This is a genomic window from Mesorhizobium sp. 113-1-2 (assembly GCF_016756475.1).
Taxonomy (GTDB): Bacteria; Pseudomonadota; Alphaproteobacteria; order Rhizobiales; family Rhizobiaceae; genus Mesorhizobium; species Mesorhizobium loti_C.
Window position 1 is genome coordinate 6,046,412 of the sequence record NZ_AP023242.1, and the last position, 17,321, is coordinate 6,063,732.

At 64.4% G+C, this 17,321-nt stretch carries 13 protein-coding genes; 11 read left to right on the forward strand and 2 right to left on the reverse strand.

The window, feature by feature from the left end; genetic code table 11:
- The first annotated feature begins 9 nt into the window (after positions 1–9).
- Entirely contained in the window at positions 10–1,164 is a 1,155-nt protein-coding gene (locus JN279_RS29545; RefSeq protein ID WP_202350931.1) for an efflux RND transporter periplasmic adaptor subunit, read from the forward strand.
- A 65-nt stretch (positions 1,165–1,229) separates the two neighbouring features.
- Here JN279_RS29545 and JN279_RS29550 read toward each other — a convergent pair whose 3' ends face one another.
- Positions 1,230–2,138: a LysR substrate-binding domain-containing protein gene (locus JN279_RS29550; protein WP_096455778.1), complete on the reverse strand. Its 909-nt coding sequence runs from the start codon at positions 2,136–2,138 to the stop codon at positions 1,230–1,232.
- Positions 2,139–2,239: 101 nt separating this feature from the next.
- Here JN279_RS29550 and JN279_RS29555 point away from each other — a divergent pair, with 101 nt between their 5' ends.
- From JN279_RS29555 to JN279_RS29595, 9 genes are all read left to right on the forward strand, one after another.
- Positions 2,240–3,028 (forward strand): HalD/BesD family halogenase, encoded by a 789-nt coding sequence (locus JN279_RS29555; RefSeq protein ID WP_096455776.1) that lies wholly within the window; start codon positions 2,240–2,242, stop codon positions 3,026–3,028.
- A gap of 110 nt (positions 3,029–3,138) precedes the next feature.
- On the forward strand, positions 3,139–3,831 hold the full coding sequence (locus JN279_RS29560) for a GntR family transcriptional regulator (protein WP_096455774.1): 693 nt from the start codon (positions 3,139–3,141) through the stop codon (positions 3,829–3,831).
- Positions 3,832–3,868: 37 nt separating this feature from the next.
- Positions 3,869–4,975 (forward strand): mandelate racemase/muconate lactonizing enzyme family protein, encoded by a 1,107-nt coding sequence (locus JN279_RS29565; protein WP_202350932.1) that lies wholly within the window; start codon positions 3,869–3,871, stop codon positions 4,973–4,975.
- A 1-nt stretch (position 4,976) separates the two neighbouring features.
- The gene (locus tag JN279_RS29570) at positions 4,977–6,161 is read left to right on the forward strand and encodes a mandelate racemase/muconate lactonizing enzyme family protein (RefSeq protein ID WP_096455770.1); all 1,185 of its coding nucleotides are present in this window, start codon (positions 4,977–4,979) and stop codon (positions 6,159–6,161) included.
- 262 nt (positions 6,162–6,423) lie between these two features.
- Complete coding sequence (locus JN279_RS29575; RefSeq protein ID WP_096455768.1) at positions 6,424–8,088, forward strand: ABC transporter substrate-binding protein; 1,665 nt, start codon at positions 6,424–6,426, stop codon at positions 8,086–8,088.
- A gap of 133 nt (positions 8,089–8,221) precedes the next feature.
- A complete protein-coding gene (locus tag JN279_RS29580) occupies positions 8,222–10,582 on the forward strand; it encodes a molybdopterin guanine dinucleotide-containing S/N-oxide reductase (protein ID WP_096455766.1) in 2,361 nt (786 codons plus the stop codon).
- A 2-nt stretch (positions 10,583–10,584) separates the two neighbouring features.
- Positions 10,585–11,538 (forward strand): ABC transporter permease, encoded by a 954-nt coding sequence (locus JN279_RS29585; protein ID WP_096455764.1) that lies wholly within the window; start codon positions 10,585–10,587, stop codon positions 11,536–11,538.
- Positions 11,535–12,413, forward strand: a complete 879-nt coding sequence (locus tag JN279_RS29590) for an ABC transporter permease (protein ID WP_096455762.1) — start codon at positions 11,535–11,537, stop codon at positions 12,411–12,413. Before JN279_RS29585 ends, JN279_RS29590 begins: the two co-directional genes overlap by 4 nt.
- Positions 12,406–14,463 (forward strand): ABC transporter ATP-binding protein, encoded by a 2,058-nt coding sequence (locus JN279_RS29595; protein ID WP_096455760.1) that lies wholly within the window; start codon positions 12,406–12,408, stop codon positions 14,461–14,463. The genes JN279_RS29590 and JN279_RS29595 overlap by 8 nt, the downstream gene beginning before the upstream one ends.
- A 110-nt stretch (positions 14,464–14,573) precedes the next feature.
- Here JN279_RS29595 and JN279_RS29600 read toward each other — a convergent pair whose 3' ends face one another.
- On the reverse strand, positions 14,574–15,485 hold the full coding sequence (locus JN279_RS29600; RefSeq protein WP_096455758.1) for a LysR family transcriptional regulator: 912 nt from the start codon (positions 15,483–15,485) through the stop codon (positions 14,574–14,576).
- 116 nt (positions 15,486–15,601) lie between these two features.
- Between JN279_RS29600 and JN279_RS29605 the strand changes: the two genes are divergently transcribed.
- Complete coding sequence (locus JN279_RS29605; protein ID WP_096455756.1) at positions 15,602–17,257, forward strand: ABC transporter substrate-binding protein; 1,656 nt, start codon at positions 15,602–15,604, stop codon at positions 17,255–17,257.
- The last annotated feature ends 64 nt before the right edge of the window (positions 17,258–17,321 follow it).

The following is a 17,321-nucleotide window of genomic DNA, read 5'->3' on the forward strand; positions in this document are numbered from 1 at the left end:
AGAAATATTATGCGTAAATGGAAAATTGCGTTGGGAACGGCGGTCGCGCTGGGCGCGATCTCGGTGGCGAGCGTCCACCTGCTCGACATGGGCAACCTCAGGCTGAGTAGCGGCACGGCCGGTGCAGCGACGCCGGCTCCGGCGGCATTCGTGATGCCGGTGCCGGTGGCGAGCGTGGTCAAGAAAACGATCCCGATCTATCTCGACTATGCCGCCCGCATCGAGCCGATCCGCAGCATCACGCTGCAGGCGCGCGTGCCCGGCTATTTGCAGGAACAGACGGCACAGGACGGCGCCGATGTCCGGCAAGGCGACATTCTCTACAAGATCTCGCCTGACGACTTCCAGGCCGCGCTCGACCAGGCAAAAGCCCAGGTCCAGCGCGATACGGCGACGCTCGACTATGCGCGGTCCAATCTCGGCCGCGGCACCGAGCTCGCCAAAAGCGGCTATCTGGACAAGGACAGCTTCGACCAGCGCACCAGCACCTTGCGCGAAGCGCAGGCGTCGCTGGCGCTCAACCAGGCGGCCGTGCGCACGGCGGAGCTCAATCTGAGCTACGCCGAGATCCATGCTCCGTTCACCGGGCGCCTGGGCCGCAATCAGGCTTCGGTCGGCACGCTGGTCAGCGTCGCCGGCACGGTGCTCAACACGCTGGTGCAGCTCGACCCGATCTATGTCACCTTCAATCCGAGCGAGACGGATCTGGCCGAGATCGAGCAGGCCCGCGCGGCCGGCCCGATCGATGTCGAGGTTCTGCTTCCGGGTGAGACCGAGTCGACCCAGAAGGGGGAACTCACCTTCATCGACAACACAGTCGACCACTCGACCGGCACTATCACCGCACGCGCCACAATCGGCAACGCCAAGTTCATGCTGATGCCGGGCCAGTATGTTCGCGTGCGGCTGCATATCAGGCAACAGCCCGATGCGCTGATGGTGCCGCAGACGGCGCTGGGTTCGAGCCAGCTCGGCAAATACCTCTACGTCGTCGGGAAGGGCAACACGGTCGACCAGCGGCTGGTCTCCCTTGGCCCGACCAGCGGCGATCTGGTGGCCATCCTGAGCGGCGTTTCCGAAGGCGACCAGGTGATCACAGGCAATCTGCAGAAGATCGGACCTGGAATGCCGATCTCGCCCCTGCCACAGAAACCGGCTACCTGAATCCCCCGCAGGCCCGGTTTTTGCGCGGCGCCCCGGCCTTCCCACAGGTCGGGGCGCCATTTTTTTCAAGTCGTGGGCGCCGCCTTCACGAGCAGGCCGACAAGAGCGGCGACGTCGGCACGGTTGGCCTTGGCCGGCGGCATGAAGGCGCAATAGGGATGACCGAGGCGCACCGAGACGGACGAGAGTGCGATGAGCCGCCCTGCCTCCAGATCGGCCTGCGCCATCACACGCTGGCCAAGCGCAATGCCCAGACCCAGCCTCGCTGAGGCGATCGCCAGACTGGATAAACCCACGCGCCGTCCATGCGACGGATCGGGTGAGCGGCTGCTGCCGCCTGCCGCGAACCAGTCCGTCCAGGTCGGGTGCGAGGCATAGTTCGGCCCCCAATTTGTGTGAATGAACAGGCTCTCATGCAGATCCGTGAGCCCCGGATCGCCATTGCCGTGCCGGCGCCAGAATTCCGGCGCGCAGACCGGCAGCACATCGTCATGGACAAGGCGGACCATCCGCAGGCTGGGATAGTGATAGTCGCCATAGGAGATGCGCAGGTCGACATTTTGGCGCATCAGGTCGATCGGATCGTCTTCCGCCCGCACGTCGATCGCCATATGTGGAAAGGCATCGAGAAGTGCCGCCAGCCTTGGCGCCAGCCACAGCTCGGCCAGCGAGAACGGCACGCTGACCACAAGTCGTGTCCTCAAACCACCTTCCAGCATGCGCTGGCCGATGGCGGCGATGTCGCCCAACGCGCGCGCGGTCTGCGGATAGATGGCGTGGCCGGCGTCCGTCAGCGTGATGCGGTTGCCGGTGCGCACGAACAACTGCTTGCCGAACCAGGTTTCGAGATTGCGGATCTGCTGGCTGACCGCCGCAGAGGACACGCCAAGTTCGCTCGCGGCCATGGTAAAGCTGCCGGCACGGGCCGCGACCTCAAAGGCCTTGATCGCGTTCAGCGGCGGCAGCTTCTCCATGCCAGGCTCCACAAGTTTTTCTTGGCCAATCCTAATAATTTTCCCCGTTGAGAGAAAGAATTTTTTGCCGTCTTCTGTGCCCAACCTATGGAGCACGCGACATGAAAGACATTCTCAATCTCGACCGCTATCCGCTCGACCGCGAAGGCAGCACCGAATGGAACCGCCTCGTCGAACAGTCGATCGAAGCCCTCAGAGCCGACGGCATGTTCAACCTCGAAGGTTTTCTGCGGCCTGGCGTCGCCGAACGGGCGGTGCGGGAAATCAAGCCGGTGATGGACACGCAGTCCCATGTCCACAAGCGCATGCACAACATCTACTTCAAGCCCGATATCCCCGAACTCGCACCCGAGCATCCCGCGCTGCGCAAGGTCGAAACAACAAGCCATACCGTCTGTGCGGACCAGATTCCCGGCAGCACCGTGCTTGCCATCTACGAGTATGAACCGCTGGTGCGGTTCCTGGCGGCGACGATGGGCAAGGCAAAACTGCATGTCATGCAGGATCCGTTGGCTCGCACCAATGTCATGGCCTATCGCGCTGGCGAGGCGTTGAACTGGCATTTCGACCGCTCGGAATTCACCACGACGCTGCTGCTGCAGCAGGCGGAGCGCGGCGGCGATTTGGAATACCGCACCGATCTGAGGTCGGATGACAACCCGAATTATGAGGGTGTGGCCCGGCTGCTCGAAGGGCGTGATCCCGACGCAAGAATCCTGCGCATGAAGCCCGGTACGCTCAATGTCTTCCGCGGCAAGAACACCGCGCACCGTGTCACCACGGTCGAAGGCGAGCGCGAACGCATGATCGCGGTGTTCTCCTACTATGAGAAGCCGGGGGTGATGTTCAGCGCCGAGGAGCGGGTCGGCTTCTATGGCCGGGCGGCCTGAGCCGCCCAACTCATCGACAGGGTTGCCGGGTGAAAAATCCGAAAATGCTATCTTGTTAGATTGTCGACAATCTGATTGTCTTGCCTTCTGTTCTCGCTGGAGTGGGCCGGATGGTGAAGACGGATTTCAGCCCGATTGCCGACACGACGCGCCGCGCCGAAATCGTAGCGCTGCTGCGGCGCGCGATCCTGACCGGTCAGCTGGAACCCGGCCAAAAGCTGAACGAGCTCCGGATTTCCGAGCAGATGCGGGTCAGCCGCGCGCCCTTGCGCGAGGCGATGCGCGAGCTGGTGCAGGAAGGTCTCCTGACCAGCATTCCCTATGCCGGCACCTTCGTCATCGATGTCACGGCCAAGGACATTGACGATGCCTATTCGCTCAACCAGGTGCTGGACGAGTTCGCCATCGAGCGGACATGGTCACAGCGCGACCAGCGTTTCTTCGATGAACTTGACCGCCGCCACGAAGCGGTGAAGCAGGCGACACGCAACCTCGACACCACAAGGCAGATCGAAACGGCGCTGCAACTGCATGGGCTGATCTACGAATGGGCCGACAATTCCGTGCTGCTGGAAACCTGGCAGCGGCTGACCAGTCGGCTGCAGATGTATTTCGCGCTGCACCAGCATGCGCGCAATGAGCCGGTGCCGGCTGAAGACGTCCATGAGACTTACGTGCGGCTGATGAAGGGCACCGACATGCGTGCTGCCCAGAGCCATGCCCGCGAGCATATCCACCTCGATTTCGAACAGCTGCTTTCTTACGCACGCGGCCTCGAACAGCGCCCATCGAGGGGCGCCTGATCAATTCCCCAGACATTGTAGCCAGCGGACAGACAGAGTGCAGATCAAATCCATCAAAGCCTACCATGTGGTGCAGCCCTTCGTGGACGGGCCCTACCGGATGTCCAAGGGGCGCGAGGCCGACGCCTTCGACGCGGTCATCGTCGCCATCACCGCCGACAGCGGCCTGACCGGCTGGGGCGAGATGGCGCCGCTCGGCAATTTCTACTCGGCCGCCTTCCCGGCCGGCGCCCGCGCGGGCGTACCGGAAATCGCGCCGCATCTCATCGGCCACGATCCACGTGGGCTGGCCAGCATCGGCCGGCTGATGGACACGGTGTTCAAGGGCCACCCCTACATCAAATCGGCACTCGACATGGCGTGCTGGGATCTCGCCGCGCGCGCCGCCGACGTGCCGCTGGTGACCATGCTCGGCGGCCGCGAAAGCGATATGGCGGAGACCTACCGGGTCGTCACCCACGGCACGCTCGATCAGATGGCGGCACTGGCAAAAAGGATCATCGCAGAGGGCTGTCGCCGTCTGCAGGTCAAGGTCGGCGGCAATGTGCATGACGACATCGAGCGGGTAACGACAGTCGCCTCGGCCGTGCCGAAGGGTACGGTGATTTTCTGCGACGCCAATGCCGGCTGGACACCCTATCAGGCACGGCAGTTCGCCGATGCCACGCGTGGCATCGACTACACGTTCGAGCAGCCCTGCACGACGATCGAGGAGAACATGTCGGTGCGCCGCATGCTCGACAAACCGATGGTGCTCGACGAATCCGTCATCTCGCTCGAGGCGATGCTGGAAATCCATCGCCTGGGCGCGGCCGACGGGTTGACGCTGAAGATCTCGCGGCTGGGCGGCGTGACGAAAACGCGCCAGATCCGCGACGTCGCCGTCGACCTCGGCTTCATGATCACGGTCGAGGACACTGGCGGCGCCGAGATCGACACGGCGGCGATGGCGCATCTGTCGCTGTCCACGCCACAAGAGCGGCGGTTGCATGCCATTGCCTTCCATGAATGGGTGACGGTGCGCACGGCCTTCAACGCCCCGCCGGTCACCGGCAGCCATATGGGCATTCCAGACGGACCCGGTCTCGGCATCGACGTCGACCCGAGCCTGCTCGGCAAGCCGTTCTTTGAAATCGGCGGCTGAGATGAAAATCCGCAGCATCAAGGCCACGCCGATCAATCTGCGCCTCGAAGCACCCTATGGCTGGGTGTTCGGCGAGCTCGACGGGTTTTCGCAGACCATTGTCGAGGTCGAGACGGAGGATGGGCTGATCGGCCTCGGCGAGGCGCCGACGCCGGCGGCGGCCGCGATCATCAGCGATGTGTTGGCCGAGCGCGTGGTTGGTCGCGATGCTTTCGACATCGCCGGTGCCGAGCATGTCTGCCTGCCCTACTGGACCGGCGTGCAGTCGATCAACGACCGCGCCCGCATCATGGCCTTCGGCGCGATCGAGATGGCGCTGTGGGACCTGCGCGGCAAGGCGTGGAAGCAGCCGCTCTATCAGTTGCTTGGCGGCGCGGTGCGCAAGGACATCCCGTTCACCGACTATTTCTCGCTGCGCGGCGACGGCCCGAAGGTGAAAGGCGAGACGACGCCGGAAGAAGTCGCCGACTATTGCGTCGGACTGCACGAGACGCATGGCACGACCTTCTTCGAAGGCAAATTCTCGACCGAGGACCCGAAAGTCTCGCTGAGAATGGTCGAGCTGATCCGCGAAAAACTCGGCGACGAGGCGATCATCCGCATCGATTCCAACCAGGCCTATTCGCTGGCGACGGCGCGGCGGCTGGCGCGGCCGTTCGAAGACCTTGGCGTGCGCAACTGGGAGGATCCGGTGGCGACCATCGAGGAGATGCGGCAGTTGCGGCAGCATTGCTCGATCCCGTTTTCGACCCACAACATCGACATTGCGCGCGCCATGGACCTCAAGGTTCCGGACGCCTTTGTCGGCAACCCGACGGCGCATGGCGGCATTGGCCGCATGCTGCGCTTCGTCGGCGCCTGCGAACACGCCGGCATCGATTTCTGGTGCTACAGCGGCGACAGCGGCATCGGCAGCGCGGCCTATCTGCATCTGTGCGCAGCACTCGGCTGGATCCGGGAGCCGAACCAGTCGCTGTTTCGCATGCAGCCCATGGATATCACCGAGGAAGGTCCGTTTTCGCCGAGGAACAATGTCGTGCGTGTACCGGAAGGTCCCGGTCTCGGCGTCACGCTGTCACGGAAAAACCTCGCGGCCTGCCATCGCGATTTCGTCGAGAACGGCCCGTGCAACAAATATCACGACCCGGCAAAGCCCGGCACATATCGCCGCCTGCCGCTGAACTAGGACCGAGAAGGAAAGGAGACCAGCCAACAACAACGGTCCGCCGCAGCGATTTGGATCGCCACGGCAGGACCTGACGGGTGGAAGCATTGCCTCAAGATAATCTGACCCCCTGCGCCGCAAGGATCGGATGGACCAGAAAAGACAGCATGCTACAGTCCCGGTCGACCGACTTCGTTGATGGCCGGGACAGGAGAACTCCTCGGAATTACGTCAACCGGAAGTGCATCTTCAGCCACAAGAAACAGGGGAAAGGGTTAAACCCATGAGCAAGAACTATCGCATTCTCGACCTGATCCGGCGCAATCGCTCGCCGCTCGAAAACCATCTCATCGACGGTCTCGTCGACGGCCGTGTCAGCCGCCGCGACTTCATTCGCCACGGCAGCCTGCTCGGCCTGTCGCTGCCGCTTCTGGGCGGCATCACCACGGCTGCCGGGTTTGGCGGCATGCCGTCGCTGGCGCGCGCCGCGGGCGCAGCCGGCGCCACCATCCGCGTCGCCAGCAGCGTGCCAGCGGCAGCCATCGACCCGGTTACCATTGCCGATGCCGGCGGCCTCGTCGTGCTGCAGCAGGTTGCCGAATTCCTCTGCATCGACGGCCCAGACCTCGTGCTCAAGCCGGCACTGGCCGAGAGCTGGAAGCCGAACGACAACGGCACGGTGTGGACCTTCAAGCTGCGCAAGGGTGTGAAATTCCACTCAGGCGGCGAGATGAAGGCCGACGATGTCGTGGCCAGCATCGACCGCCTTGCCGACCCGGCGAACTCGTCCAATGCGCTGTCGGTGTTCACCGGCATCCTGCAGAAGGGCGCCACCAAGAAGGTCGACGACTATACGGTGGAATTCCATCTCGACGCGCCGAACGGCAACTTCCCCTACATGGTGTCGTCGGACAATTACAACGCCGTCATCATCCCGGCGAGCTACAAGGGCGACTACGAGAAGAGCTTCGACGGCACCGGGCCGTTCAAGATCGAAAAATACACCGCCAAGGTCGGCGCCTCCTTCGTCCGCAACGACGACTATTGGGGCGAGAAGGCGCTGCCCGACCGCACCGAGTTCACTTTCTTCGCCGACACGCAGCCGATGATCCTGGCGCTGCAGGGCGGACAGGTCGACATCATCAACCAGATGCCGGTTCTGGCCGGCGTCGCACTGCTCAGCGATCCGAGCATCGACATCATCAGCCTGAAGTCTGTCGCCCACCAGCAACTGCATCTGCGCTGCGATTCCGATCCGTTCAAGGACCCGCGCGTGCGCCGAGCCATCGCGCTCAGCCTCGATCGCGACAAGCTGGTCGCCGGCCTGATGAAAGGCCGGGCTTCGCCGGGCAATGACAGCCCGTTCGCGCCTGCCTATCCGTCGACCGATACGAGTGTGCCGCAGCGCAAGCAGGACATCGCGCAGGCCAAGCAGCTGATGGAAGCAGCCGGCGCCGGCAAGGGCTTCAAGGTGACGCTGACCACCGAGCGTTATCTGGAAATCCCCGAATACGCCCAGCTCATCCAGAACTGGGTCAAGGAGATCGGTATCGAGCTCGAGCTCAACATCCTCGACCAGGGCGCGTATTACGGCGACGCCGTGTTCGGCAAATCGAACTGGCTGGATTCGGTAATGGGCATCACCGACTATGGTCACCGTGGCGTGCCGAACGTCTTCCTTGCGGCACCGCTGAAGAGCGACGGCACCTGGAATGCAGCGCACTTCAAGAACAAGGACTACGACACGCTGGCGACCAGCTACATCGCCGCGCTCGACCTTGAGGCGCAGAAGGCCGACGCCGGCAAGATCCAGAAACTGCTGCTCGAGGAAACGCCGGTCATCTTCGGCTATTTCTACGACTACCTGACGGCGACGGCCAAAGGTGTGGCCGGCGTGCAGCCGACCGCCATGTCGCAGCTGTTCCTCGAAAAGGCATCGAAGGCCTAAGCGGAGGCAGACAAGCCCATCCCGCAACTACCAGCCCCCTCCGGGGCTGGTGCTTTCGCTGTCAGGCCGAGGCAAGGCGCTGCGCGCCGGCCTGACGCGGAACCTCGCGTTGCGGGACGATCGATCATTGCCCATGGAGTCCGAGACCCTGCTCACCACCATGCATTGGGGGACCTACGAAGTCCGTGCCGAGAACGGCAGGCTCGTCGGCGTGGAGCCATGGAGCGGCGACCCCGATCCATCGCCGATCGGCAAGTCCATGCTCGGCACGGTGCAGGGCGACCTGCGCGTGTCCCGTCCCGCCATCAGGCGCGGCTGGCTTGAGGGAGAGAGGTCCAGCGGCAAGGGCGGGCGTGGCGGCGAGGCTTTCGTCGAAGTTCCCTGGGAGACGGCACTGGACATCGTCGCGGCCGAATTGGACCGTGTCCGCGTCGCGCATGGCAACAGCGCGATCTATGCGGGATCCTATGGCTGGGCGAGCGCGGGGCGGTTCCACCATGCGCAGAGCCAGGTCCACCGCTTCCTCAACACGATTGGCGGCTATACGAGTTCGGTGCTCAGCTATTCCTACGGCGCGGCCGAGATCATCCTGCCGCATGTGCTTGGCGGAACCGACGGCCTGACAGGCAATCATTCCACCTGGGACGGGATCGAACGGCACAGCGAACTGATCATCGCCTTTGGCGGCCTGCCCTGGCGCAACGCGCAGATACAGGGCGGCGGCGCGGCCCGGCACGAGGCGGCGGCGGCCCTGCAAAAGGCCGTCGGCAACGGCGCCCGGCTGATCAACGTCTCGCCCGTGCGCGATGACGCGCCGCGCGGCGTCGAGACCGAATGGCTGCCGCTGCGGCCGAACAGCGACACCGCCTTGATGCTGGCCCTGTGCCATGTCCTCCTCAGCGAGAGTCGTCATGACGAGGCCTTCCTGGCGCGCTACTGCACTGGCTTCGAGGCCGTGCGGGCTTACGTCCTGGGAGAAACCGACGGCCAGCCGAAGAGCCCGGCATGGGCTGCCGCCCTGAGCGGCGTGGTTGAGGACAGGATCGTCGCACTGGCCAGGGAAATGACCGCCAAGCGCACGATGGTGATGGTCAGTTGGTCGCTGCAGCGCGCCGACCATGGTGAGCAGCCATACTGGGCGGCGATCACGCTGGCCGCGCTGCTCGGCCAGATCGGATTGCCGGGCGGCGGCCTTGGCTTCGGCTATTCATCGACCAACGGCGCTGGAAGGCCGGAGATGGGTTTCCGCTGGCCGTCCGTGCCGCAAGGCAAGAACCAGGTACCGGACTTCATCCCGGTCGCGCGGATGGCCGACATGCTGCTCAATCCGGGCAGCTCGTTCGACTTCAATGGCGCCGCGCTGGTCTACCCCGATATCAGGCTGGTCTACTGGGCCGGTGGCAATCCGTTCCACCACCACCAGGACCTGAACCGGCTGATCGAGGCTTGGCGGCGGCCTGAAACGATAATCGTCAACGAGCCCTTCTGGACGGCGTCCGCACGCCATGCCGACATCGTCCTGCCGGTCACCACACCGCTGGAGCGAAACGACCTCGCCTTTTCGAATCGGGAAAACCTCGTCGTCGCCATGAAGCAAGCGATCGATCCGGTTGGGGAGGCCCGCGACGATTATCGGATCTTTGCGGAGCTGTCGGCCCGGCTCGGCACAGGCGAAGCCTTCACCGAAGGGCGTGGAGCCGGCGAATGGATCCGGTTGCTTTACGAGCAGGCCAGGAACAGCGCGGACGCGGCCGGCGTCGAGATGCCGACCTTCGACCGTTTCTGGCATGACGGCCACGCCGACCTCGCCCGGCAGGTGACGTCGCAGACTTTGCTCGGCGCCTTCCGGGCCGATCCGGAGCGGCATCGGCTGGCGACACCGTCGGGCCGCATAGAACTGTTCTCGCCGACGGTCGATTCCTTCGGCTATGACGACTGTCCCGGCCACGCCGTCTGGCTTGAGCCGCAGGAATGGCTGGGCAGCGAACTTGCCAGCCGGTTCCCGCTGCATCTTCTGTCGCCGCAGCCCGGCGACAAGCTGCACAGCCAGTACGATCACGGCTCTGTCAGCCGGGCGGGCAAGGTGTCGGGCCGGGCGCCGCTGTGGATCAACCCTGCGGATGCCGCCGCGCGCGGCATCCTGGACGGAGCGGTCGTGCGCGTCTTCAACGATCGCGGAGCGTGCCTGGCGGGCGCGGTGCTGACGGACGGCCTGATCCCGGGCGTCGTCCAGCTGCCCACCGGTGCATGGTTCGACCCCTCCTCGCCCGGACAGCCGAACAGTCTGGAAAAGCATGGCAATCCGAATGTGCTGACGCCTGATCGGGGAACGTCGCGCCTTGCCCAATCGCCGACCTGCAATTCGACGCTTGTTCAGGTATCGCGATTTGACGGAGCCGTTCCCCCGGTGACAGCGTTCGATCCGCCTGCCACAGTGCATTTAGCCGACGTGCCCGGCCTGGCCGGACCGCGGCCCCATCACAAGGAGGCTTAGCCATTCTCTCCTTCTTTGCCCGGCGTGTTTCCCTGTCGCTCGTGACGCTGTTCCTGCTCAGCATCATGGTGTTCCTGGGCGGCCAGGTGCTGCCCGGCAATGTCGGGCGCGCGATCCTGGGGCCGTTCGCCGACCAGCGCGCGGTCGACGCGCTCAATCATACGCTGGGCGTCGATCGCCCCTTGCTCACCCAGTATGCCACCTGGATCTGGAATTTCATCCGCGGCGACATGGGCACATCCTACATCTTCCGCTCGCCGGTGGCGCCGTTCGTCATCGACTCACTTGGCAATTCGATGAAGCTGGCCGCCGTCGCCTTCGTGCTGGTGGTGCCGATCGGCATTCTCGGCGGGGTGATAGCGGCGCTCAACCTCAACCGCCCGCTCGACCGCATCATCAGCCTTGGCGGCCTGTCGGTGACGGTGCTGCCGGAATTCGTCACCGGCATCATCCTGATCCTGATCTTCGGCGTGTGGCTGCGCTGGCTGCCGATCTCGGCGGCATGGCCCAAGGATGCCGGCTTCTTCACCCAGCTCTATTATCTGATCCTGCCGTCGCTGCCGCTGTTCCTGGTGCTGTTCGGCTATATCGCGCGCATGGCGCGCTCCGGCATGATCGAGGCGCTCGATTCCGACTATACGCGAACCGCCGTGCTCAAGGGCCTGCCCTGGCGCACCGTGATCTGGCGCCACGTGCTGCGCAATGCGCTGCTGCCGACCATCACCGTCATCGCCACCCAGACCGGCTATCTCATCGGCGGCCTGGTGGTGATCGAGACGTTGTTCCGCTACCAGGGCATCGGTTCGCTGATCTTCACCGCCGCGCGCGGCAAGGACTTTCCGATGCTGGAATCCGGCATCCTCACTATCGGCATCGTCTATGCCGTGGCGACATTGATCGCCGACTTCCTCTATTCCGTGCTCAATCCGCGCATCCGCCTGGGGTCAGACCAATGAGCGCCGTCCAGACAACCTCTCCCCCGCAAGACGACACGCGCCGGCGCAGTCCGCTCGCGGAAGTCTTCTTCTCGCTCATGCGCTCGCGGACCTTCCTTGTCGGTCTCTTCATCGTGCTGTTCTGGGTCGCCTGTGCGCTGTTCGGCGAGCACTTCGCACCCTATGACCCGCTCGCCGACGACATCATCAACGCGCTGGCGCCGCCTTCGTCCGAGCACTGGTTCGGCACCGACCAGATCGGCCGCGACGTCTTCTCGCGCGTCATCGTCGGCTCGCGCGACATCCTCACCGTCGCCCCGCTGGCGACCTTGTTGGCGACGGTCGCCGGCACGGCCCTCGGCCTGCTCACCGGCTATTTCCGCGGCATCGTCGACGATGTCGTCAGCCGCATCCTCGAAGCCTTCATGGCCATCCCCGTGGTCATCGTGGCACTGCTCGCCATCGTCGCGCTCGGCACCTCCAAGACCACAGTCATCGTCGTCATTGGCTTGAGCTTTGCGCCGATCATCGCCCGCACCGTGCGCTCGGCGGTGCTGGCCGAGCGCGAACTCGATTATGTCGCCGCCGCGCAGCTCAGGCACGAGAGCGCCTTCCATACGATGTTCGTCGAGATCCTGCCCAACGTCATCCCGCCGATCCTGGTCGAGACCACCGTGCGGCTTGGCTATGCCATCTTCGCGGTCGCCACGCTGTCCTTCATGGGTTTCGGCATCCAGCCGCCCTCGCCCGACTGGGGGCTGTCGATCTCCTCGAATTACGGCATGATCGGCGGCGGCTTCTGGTGGACGGTGCTGTTCGACGCGCTCGCCATCGCCTCGCTGGTGATCGGCGTCAACCTGGCGGCCGATGGCGTCCATGGAGCGCTCAATGACTAATTCCGCCCCGACTAAGCCCACAAAGGCCGAAAACGCCCTCGAACTCAGCGATCTGTCGGTCGCCTATCGGGTGGCCGGGCGCAACCGCGCCGTGCTGCGCAATCTCAGCCTCAACATCAGGCAAGGCGAGGCCTATGGTCTGGTCGGCGAATCCGGCTGCGGCAAATCTACCGTGGCGCTCACCGTCGTGCGCTATTTGCCAAGGAACGGGTCGATCACCGGTGGCGCGATCTCACTCGACGGCCAGGACGTGATGAAGCTGGACGGCGAGGCCTTGCGGCGCGCCCGCGCCGAAAGCGTATCGATGGTCTATCAGGATCCCGGCAAGGCGCTGAACCCGTCGATCCGTATCGGCCGGCAATTGACCGAAATCTTCGAGCTTGGAGGCATAACGGGCCAGGCGGCCAGCGATCGGGCGATTGCCATGCTCAACCGCGTCCGCATCTCCGATCCGCCAAGCGTCATGCAGCGCTATCCGCACCAGCTCTCCGGCGGCATGCAGCAGCGCGTGGCAATCGCCATGGCGCTGGCCAACGATCCGTCGATGCTGATCCTCGACGAGCCGACCACCGGCCTCGATGCGACGGTGGAAGCCGAGGTGCTCGACCTCATCGCACAGCTCAGACAGGAACTCTCGGCCTCAATCCTGTTCATCAGCCACAACCTCGCTGTCGTCTCCAACATGTGCGACCGGGTCGGCGTGCTCTATGCCGGCATGCTGGTCGAGGAAGGGCCGACGGAAGTCGTCTTCAACGACCCGCGCCATCCCTATACCGTGGCTCTCCTGCGCTGCCTGCCACGCGGCGGCCAGCGCAAGGACCAAGGCCGACTCGACACCATTCCCGGCTTCCTGCCCGGCATTGGCGCCGACATCAAGGGTTGTGCCTTTGCCGACCGCTGTGCGCTCGCCGACGAGCGCTGCCGCACCGAATTGCCGCCGCTCTATGATTTGAGCGACGAGCGCGGCAAGCGTCTGTCGCGCTGCTTCCATCACGACAAGGCGCAAGCCCTGCCGCGCGCCACGCCGAGCGATGTGGCGACGGCGCCCAAGCCGGCAACCGCACCGGTGCTGCGTGTCGCCGGGCTGAACAAGACCTATGCCAGCCATGGCCAGCCCCTGCGCGCCGTCAAGGATGTCTCGCTTGATCTCAGGCCTGGCGAGACGCTGGGGCTGGTCGGCGAATCCGGCAGCGGCAAGACCACCTTCGCCAGGCTGCTGCTCGGCCTTGTGCCGCCCGATGACGGCGGCACCATCGAGCTCGAAGGCAAGGCGCTGGCGCCGAAGCTGGAGAACCGCCGCGACGACCAGGTCAAGGCGATGCAGATCGTCTTCCAGAATCCGGACTCCGCGCTCAACCGCTCACATTCGATCCGCCACATCCTCGGCCGCGCCTTGAAGCGGCTGGCCGGCCTTTCCGGCAAGGCGCAGGAAGCGCGCCTCGACGATCTCGTCCGCTCGGTGCGCCTGACCGACCGGCATCTGGCCGTCAAGCCGCGCCAGCTCTCGGGCGGCCTGAAGCAGCGCGTCGCCATTGCACGCGCCTTCGCCGGCGATCCGCGCATCGTCGTCTGCGACGAGCCGACCTCGGCGCTCGACGTCTCGGTCCAGGCGGCGATCCTCAACCTGCTCGCCGACCTGCAATCCAAGGAAGACGTCAGCTACATCTTCATCTCGCACGATCTTGGCGTGGTGCGGTACCTCTCCGACAAGATCGCCGTGCTTTATCTCGGCCGCATCATGGAGATCGGGCCATCGGAGGAAGTCTTCTCCGGGCCGCATCATCCCTATACCGAAGCGCTGCTTTCGGCGGTGCCCAAGCTCGACCAGACCGAGACGGCACGCATTCGGCTCGACGGCGAGATCCCCAGCGCCACCAACCCACCGCCGGGCTGCGTATTCAACACACGCTGCCCGCGCAAGATCGGCCCGATCTGCGAGCAGCAGGAGCCGCCGCTGGCCGAGGCGCAGCCCGGCCATTCGATCCGCTGCCACATCCCCTACCCGGAACTGGCCAGGCTGCAGAAGGCGGCCGTGACCGAGCCGGCATAGCAGAGCATCGCCGGCCGGCTACCTCAGGCCGGCCATGCCTAGAGCAATTCCAGGAAAAGTGTGAACGGTCTTCCGTCCGGAATTGCGTCAAAACAACGACTTAGAGCAGTTCACCGTTTCCGTGAAACGGTGACCTGCTCTAAGGAGCGGTCGCCTTCCGAAAAACCCTGTTCGCTGCTCCAGTCCCTGGCCAGCGAGCGCAAGCCAGTCAGCGCGACATCGAGCACGTCGGACGAGACGGGGTTCGAGGGATAGGCGAGATAGATCGGCCGCTGGAACACCGGCGCGTTGTCGATGCGCCGCATCTCGCCGCGCTCGATATGGCCGCTGACGGCGCTGAGCGGCAGATAGGCAGCCGCTTGCCGTGACAGCACATGCTGCAGGCCGATGAAAACCAGGCCTGCTGAAATGGCCGGCTTGACCATGCCGGCAAAGGCGCGGTCGTGCTCGATGCGGAATTCGAGCCCCCAGTCCATCAGTATGTAGTTTTCGGTCCACGGCCTTGTCTGCGCCGCGTGCTGGACGAGCACCACCTGATCGACGGCCAGCGTCTCATAGACGATGCCGGGATGCGGGCGCGGCAGATAGAGGATGCAGATGTCGAGCAGGCCTTCCGCCAGCTGGTCGATCGCCAGATCCGGAAAACTGCCCTCGAGCCGCAGCGCCACGTTCGGCCGCCTGGCGCGCATCCACTCGACCCATGGCGAGGTGATGCGCTCCCACAGATAGGCGGGAGCGGTCAGCCGCAGCAGGCTCTCATAGCCATCGGGAACGGCGATGTCTTGCCTGGATTGCTCCCAGGTGCGGGTGATGGAGGAGGCGTGCGGCAGGAACTGCCGGCCGGCCGGCGTCAGCGTGACGCCGTCGCGGTCGCGTACGAAAAGCCGGCGGCCCAATTGCTCCTCCAGCCCCCTGATCCGCGCGCTGACTGTCGACTGCGCAAGGTTGAGCCGGCTGGCCGCGACGGTGAAGCTACCATGTTCGGCAACCTCCAGGAAACTGCGCAGGTTCTCGGTATCCATGGCTTGCACCCTGCATCGAAAATTTCGATGGCCCCTATCAAAAAATATCGCTTTCAGGTCGCGGTCAACAATGACCTAAATGGCCGATCCCCCAAGGGCAAGCGAGGAATGCAGCCATGCCAAGGTCTTTCATGACGATCGACGCCGCTCGCAAAAACCTGACGGCAATCGAAAATTCCGCTGTCGACGAATTGCTGGCCGGCAGGCTCGACCGCCGCGATTTCCTACGCCATGGCAGCGTGCTCGGCCTTTCCCTGCCGTTCCTGGGCAGCCTTGCCGCGGCCGCCGGCCTCGGCACGCAAAAGGCCCGCGCCGAAGGCAAGCCGGGCGGCACGGTGCGCGCGGGCGTGGCGACGCCGGGCGGCGCCATCGATCCCGTCACCTACTATGACAGCGGCAGCTACCAGCTGGTTTTCCAGACCGCCGAATTCCTCTGCATCACGCAGCCGGATCTCACCTTGAAGCCGGTGCTGGCGGAAAGCTGGTCGCCCAACGCGGACGGCAGTGTCTGGACCTTCAAGCTGCGCAAGGGCGTGAAATTCCACAATGGCGAGGACTTCAAGGCTGACGACGTGGTGGCGACCTTCGATCGCCTCGCCGACCCGAACGGAGCCTCGAATGCGCTTTCGGTGTTCAAGGGCCTGCTGTCGAAGGGCGGCACGCAGAAGGTCGACGACCACACCGTCGCCTTCCATCTCGATACGCCGAACGGCAGCTTTCCCTATTCTGTGTCGATCGACAACTACAACGCTGTCATCCTGCCGGCGAGCTACAAGGGCGACTACGAAAAGACCTTCGAGGGCACCGGACCATTCCGGCTGGAGAGCTACACGCCGAAGGTCGGCGCAACCTTCGTGCGCAATCCCGATTATTGGGGCGAAAAGGCGCTGCCCGACCGGCTCGAGTTCAAATTCTATGGCGACGTGCAGCCGCGCATCCTGGCGCTGCAGGCCGGCGAGGTCGACGTCCTCGATGCCGTGCCGCTCGATGTCAGCCAGGTGGTGCTGAACAGCCCCGACATCACCGTGCTGCGCGTCGCCTCGACCGCGCACCGCCAGCTGCACATGCGCTGCGACACCGGTCCGTTCACCGACAAGCGCGTGCGCCAGGCGCTTGCGCTCAGCATCGACCGCTCCAAGCTGGTCGACGGCCTGTGTCGCGGCATGGCGGCGACGGGCAATGACAGCCCGTTCGCACCAGCCTTTCCTGCCACCGACAAGTCGGTGCCGCAGCGCGTCCAGGATATCCCCAAGGCCAAGCAACTGCTCGAGGCGGCCGGCCTCGCCGGCGGCTTCGACATGACGCTGACGACGCTGCGCTATTCCGACATTCCAGGCTACGCGCAGCTGTTCCAGAATTTCGCCAAGGAAATCGGTGCCCGCATTTCGCTCAACATCGAGGACCAGGACAAATATTATGGCAAGGCGGTGTTCGGCCAGTCGGATTGGCTGGACAGCCCGTTGGGGATCACCGACTACGCCCACCGCAGCGTGCCGAACGTCTTCCTGAAAAGCCCGCTGGTCAGCGACGGCCCGTGGAACGCGGCACATTTTAAGAACCCTGCCTATGACGGCATGGTCACCTCCTATCTCAAGGCACTCGATATCGGCGCGCAGCGTGCGGCCGCCTCCGACATCCAGAAGCTGCTGCTCGACGAGACGCCGGTCATCTTCAGCTACTTCCCGGACCTGCTGGTGCCGGTGCGCAAGAATGTCAGCGGCCTGCCGCCGATCGCCGCCGGTCTGCTGCTCGATCGCGTGTCGCTGGGATAGAGGCTGGATTGGACAATTCCGCTTTTCGGGCGGTGGGGCTATCCGCTGGCAGGGCTGCGAAGGG

Coding starts and splice junctions, on each gene's coding strand:
- JN279_RS29560 (WP_096455774.1), top strand. CDS start 3,139: ATGGTGAAGACGGATTTCAGCCCGATTGCCGACACGACGCGCCGCGCC.
- JN279_RS29545 (WP_202350931.1), top strand. CDS start 10: ATGCGTAAATGGAAAATTGCGTTGGGAACGGCGGTCGCGCTGGGCGCG.
- JN279_RS29570 (WP_096455770.1), top strand. CDS start 4,977: ATGAAAATCCGCAGCATCAAGGCCACGCCGATCAATCTGCGCCTCGAA.
- JN279_RS29595 (WP_096455760.1), top strand. CDS start 12,406: ATGACTAATTCCGCCCCGACTAAGCCCACAAAGGCCGAAAACGCCCTC.
- JN279_RS29575 (WP_096455768.1), top strand. CDS start 6,424: ATGAGCAAGAACTATCGCATTCTCGACCTGATCCGGCGCAATCGCTCG.
- JN279_RS29580 (WP_096455766.1), top strand. CDS start 8,222: ATGGAGTCCGAGACCCTGCTCACCACCATGCATTGGGGGACCTACGAA.
- JN279_RS29590 (WP_096455762.1), top strand. CDS start 11,535: ATGAGCGCCGTCCAGACAACCTCTCCCCCGCAAGACGACACGCGCCGG.
- JN279_RS29555 (WP_096455776.1), top strand. CDS start 2,240: ATGAAAGACATTCTCAATCTCGACCGCTATCCGCTCGACCGCGAAGGC.
- JN279_RS29605 (WP_096455756.1), top strand. CDS start 15,602: ATGCCAAGGTCTTTCATGACGATCGACGCCGCTCGCAAAAACCTGACG.
- JN279_RS29550 (WP_096455778.1), bottom strand. CDS start 2,138: ATGGAGAAGCTGCCGCCGCTGAACGCGATCAAGGCCTTTGAGGTCGCG.
- JN279_RS29600 (WP_096455758.1), bottom strand. CDS start 15,485: ATGGATACCGAGAACCTGCGCAGTTTCCTGGAGGTTGCCGAACATGGT.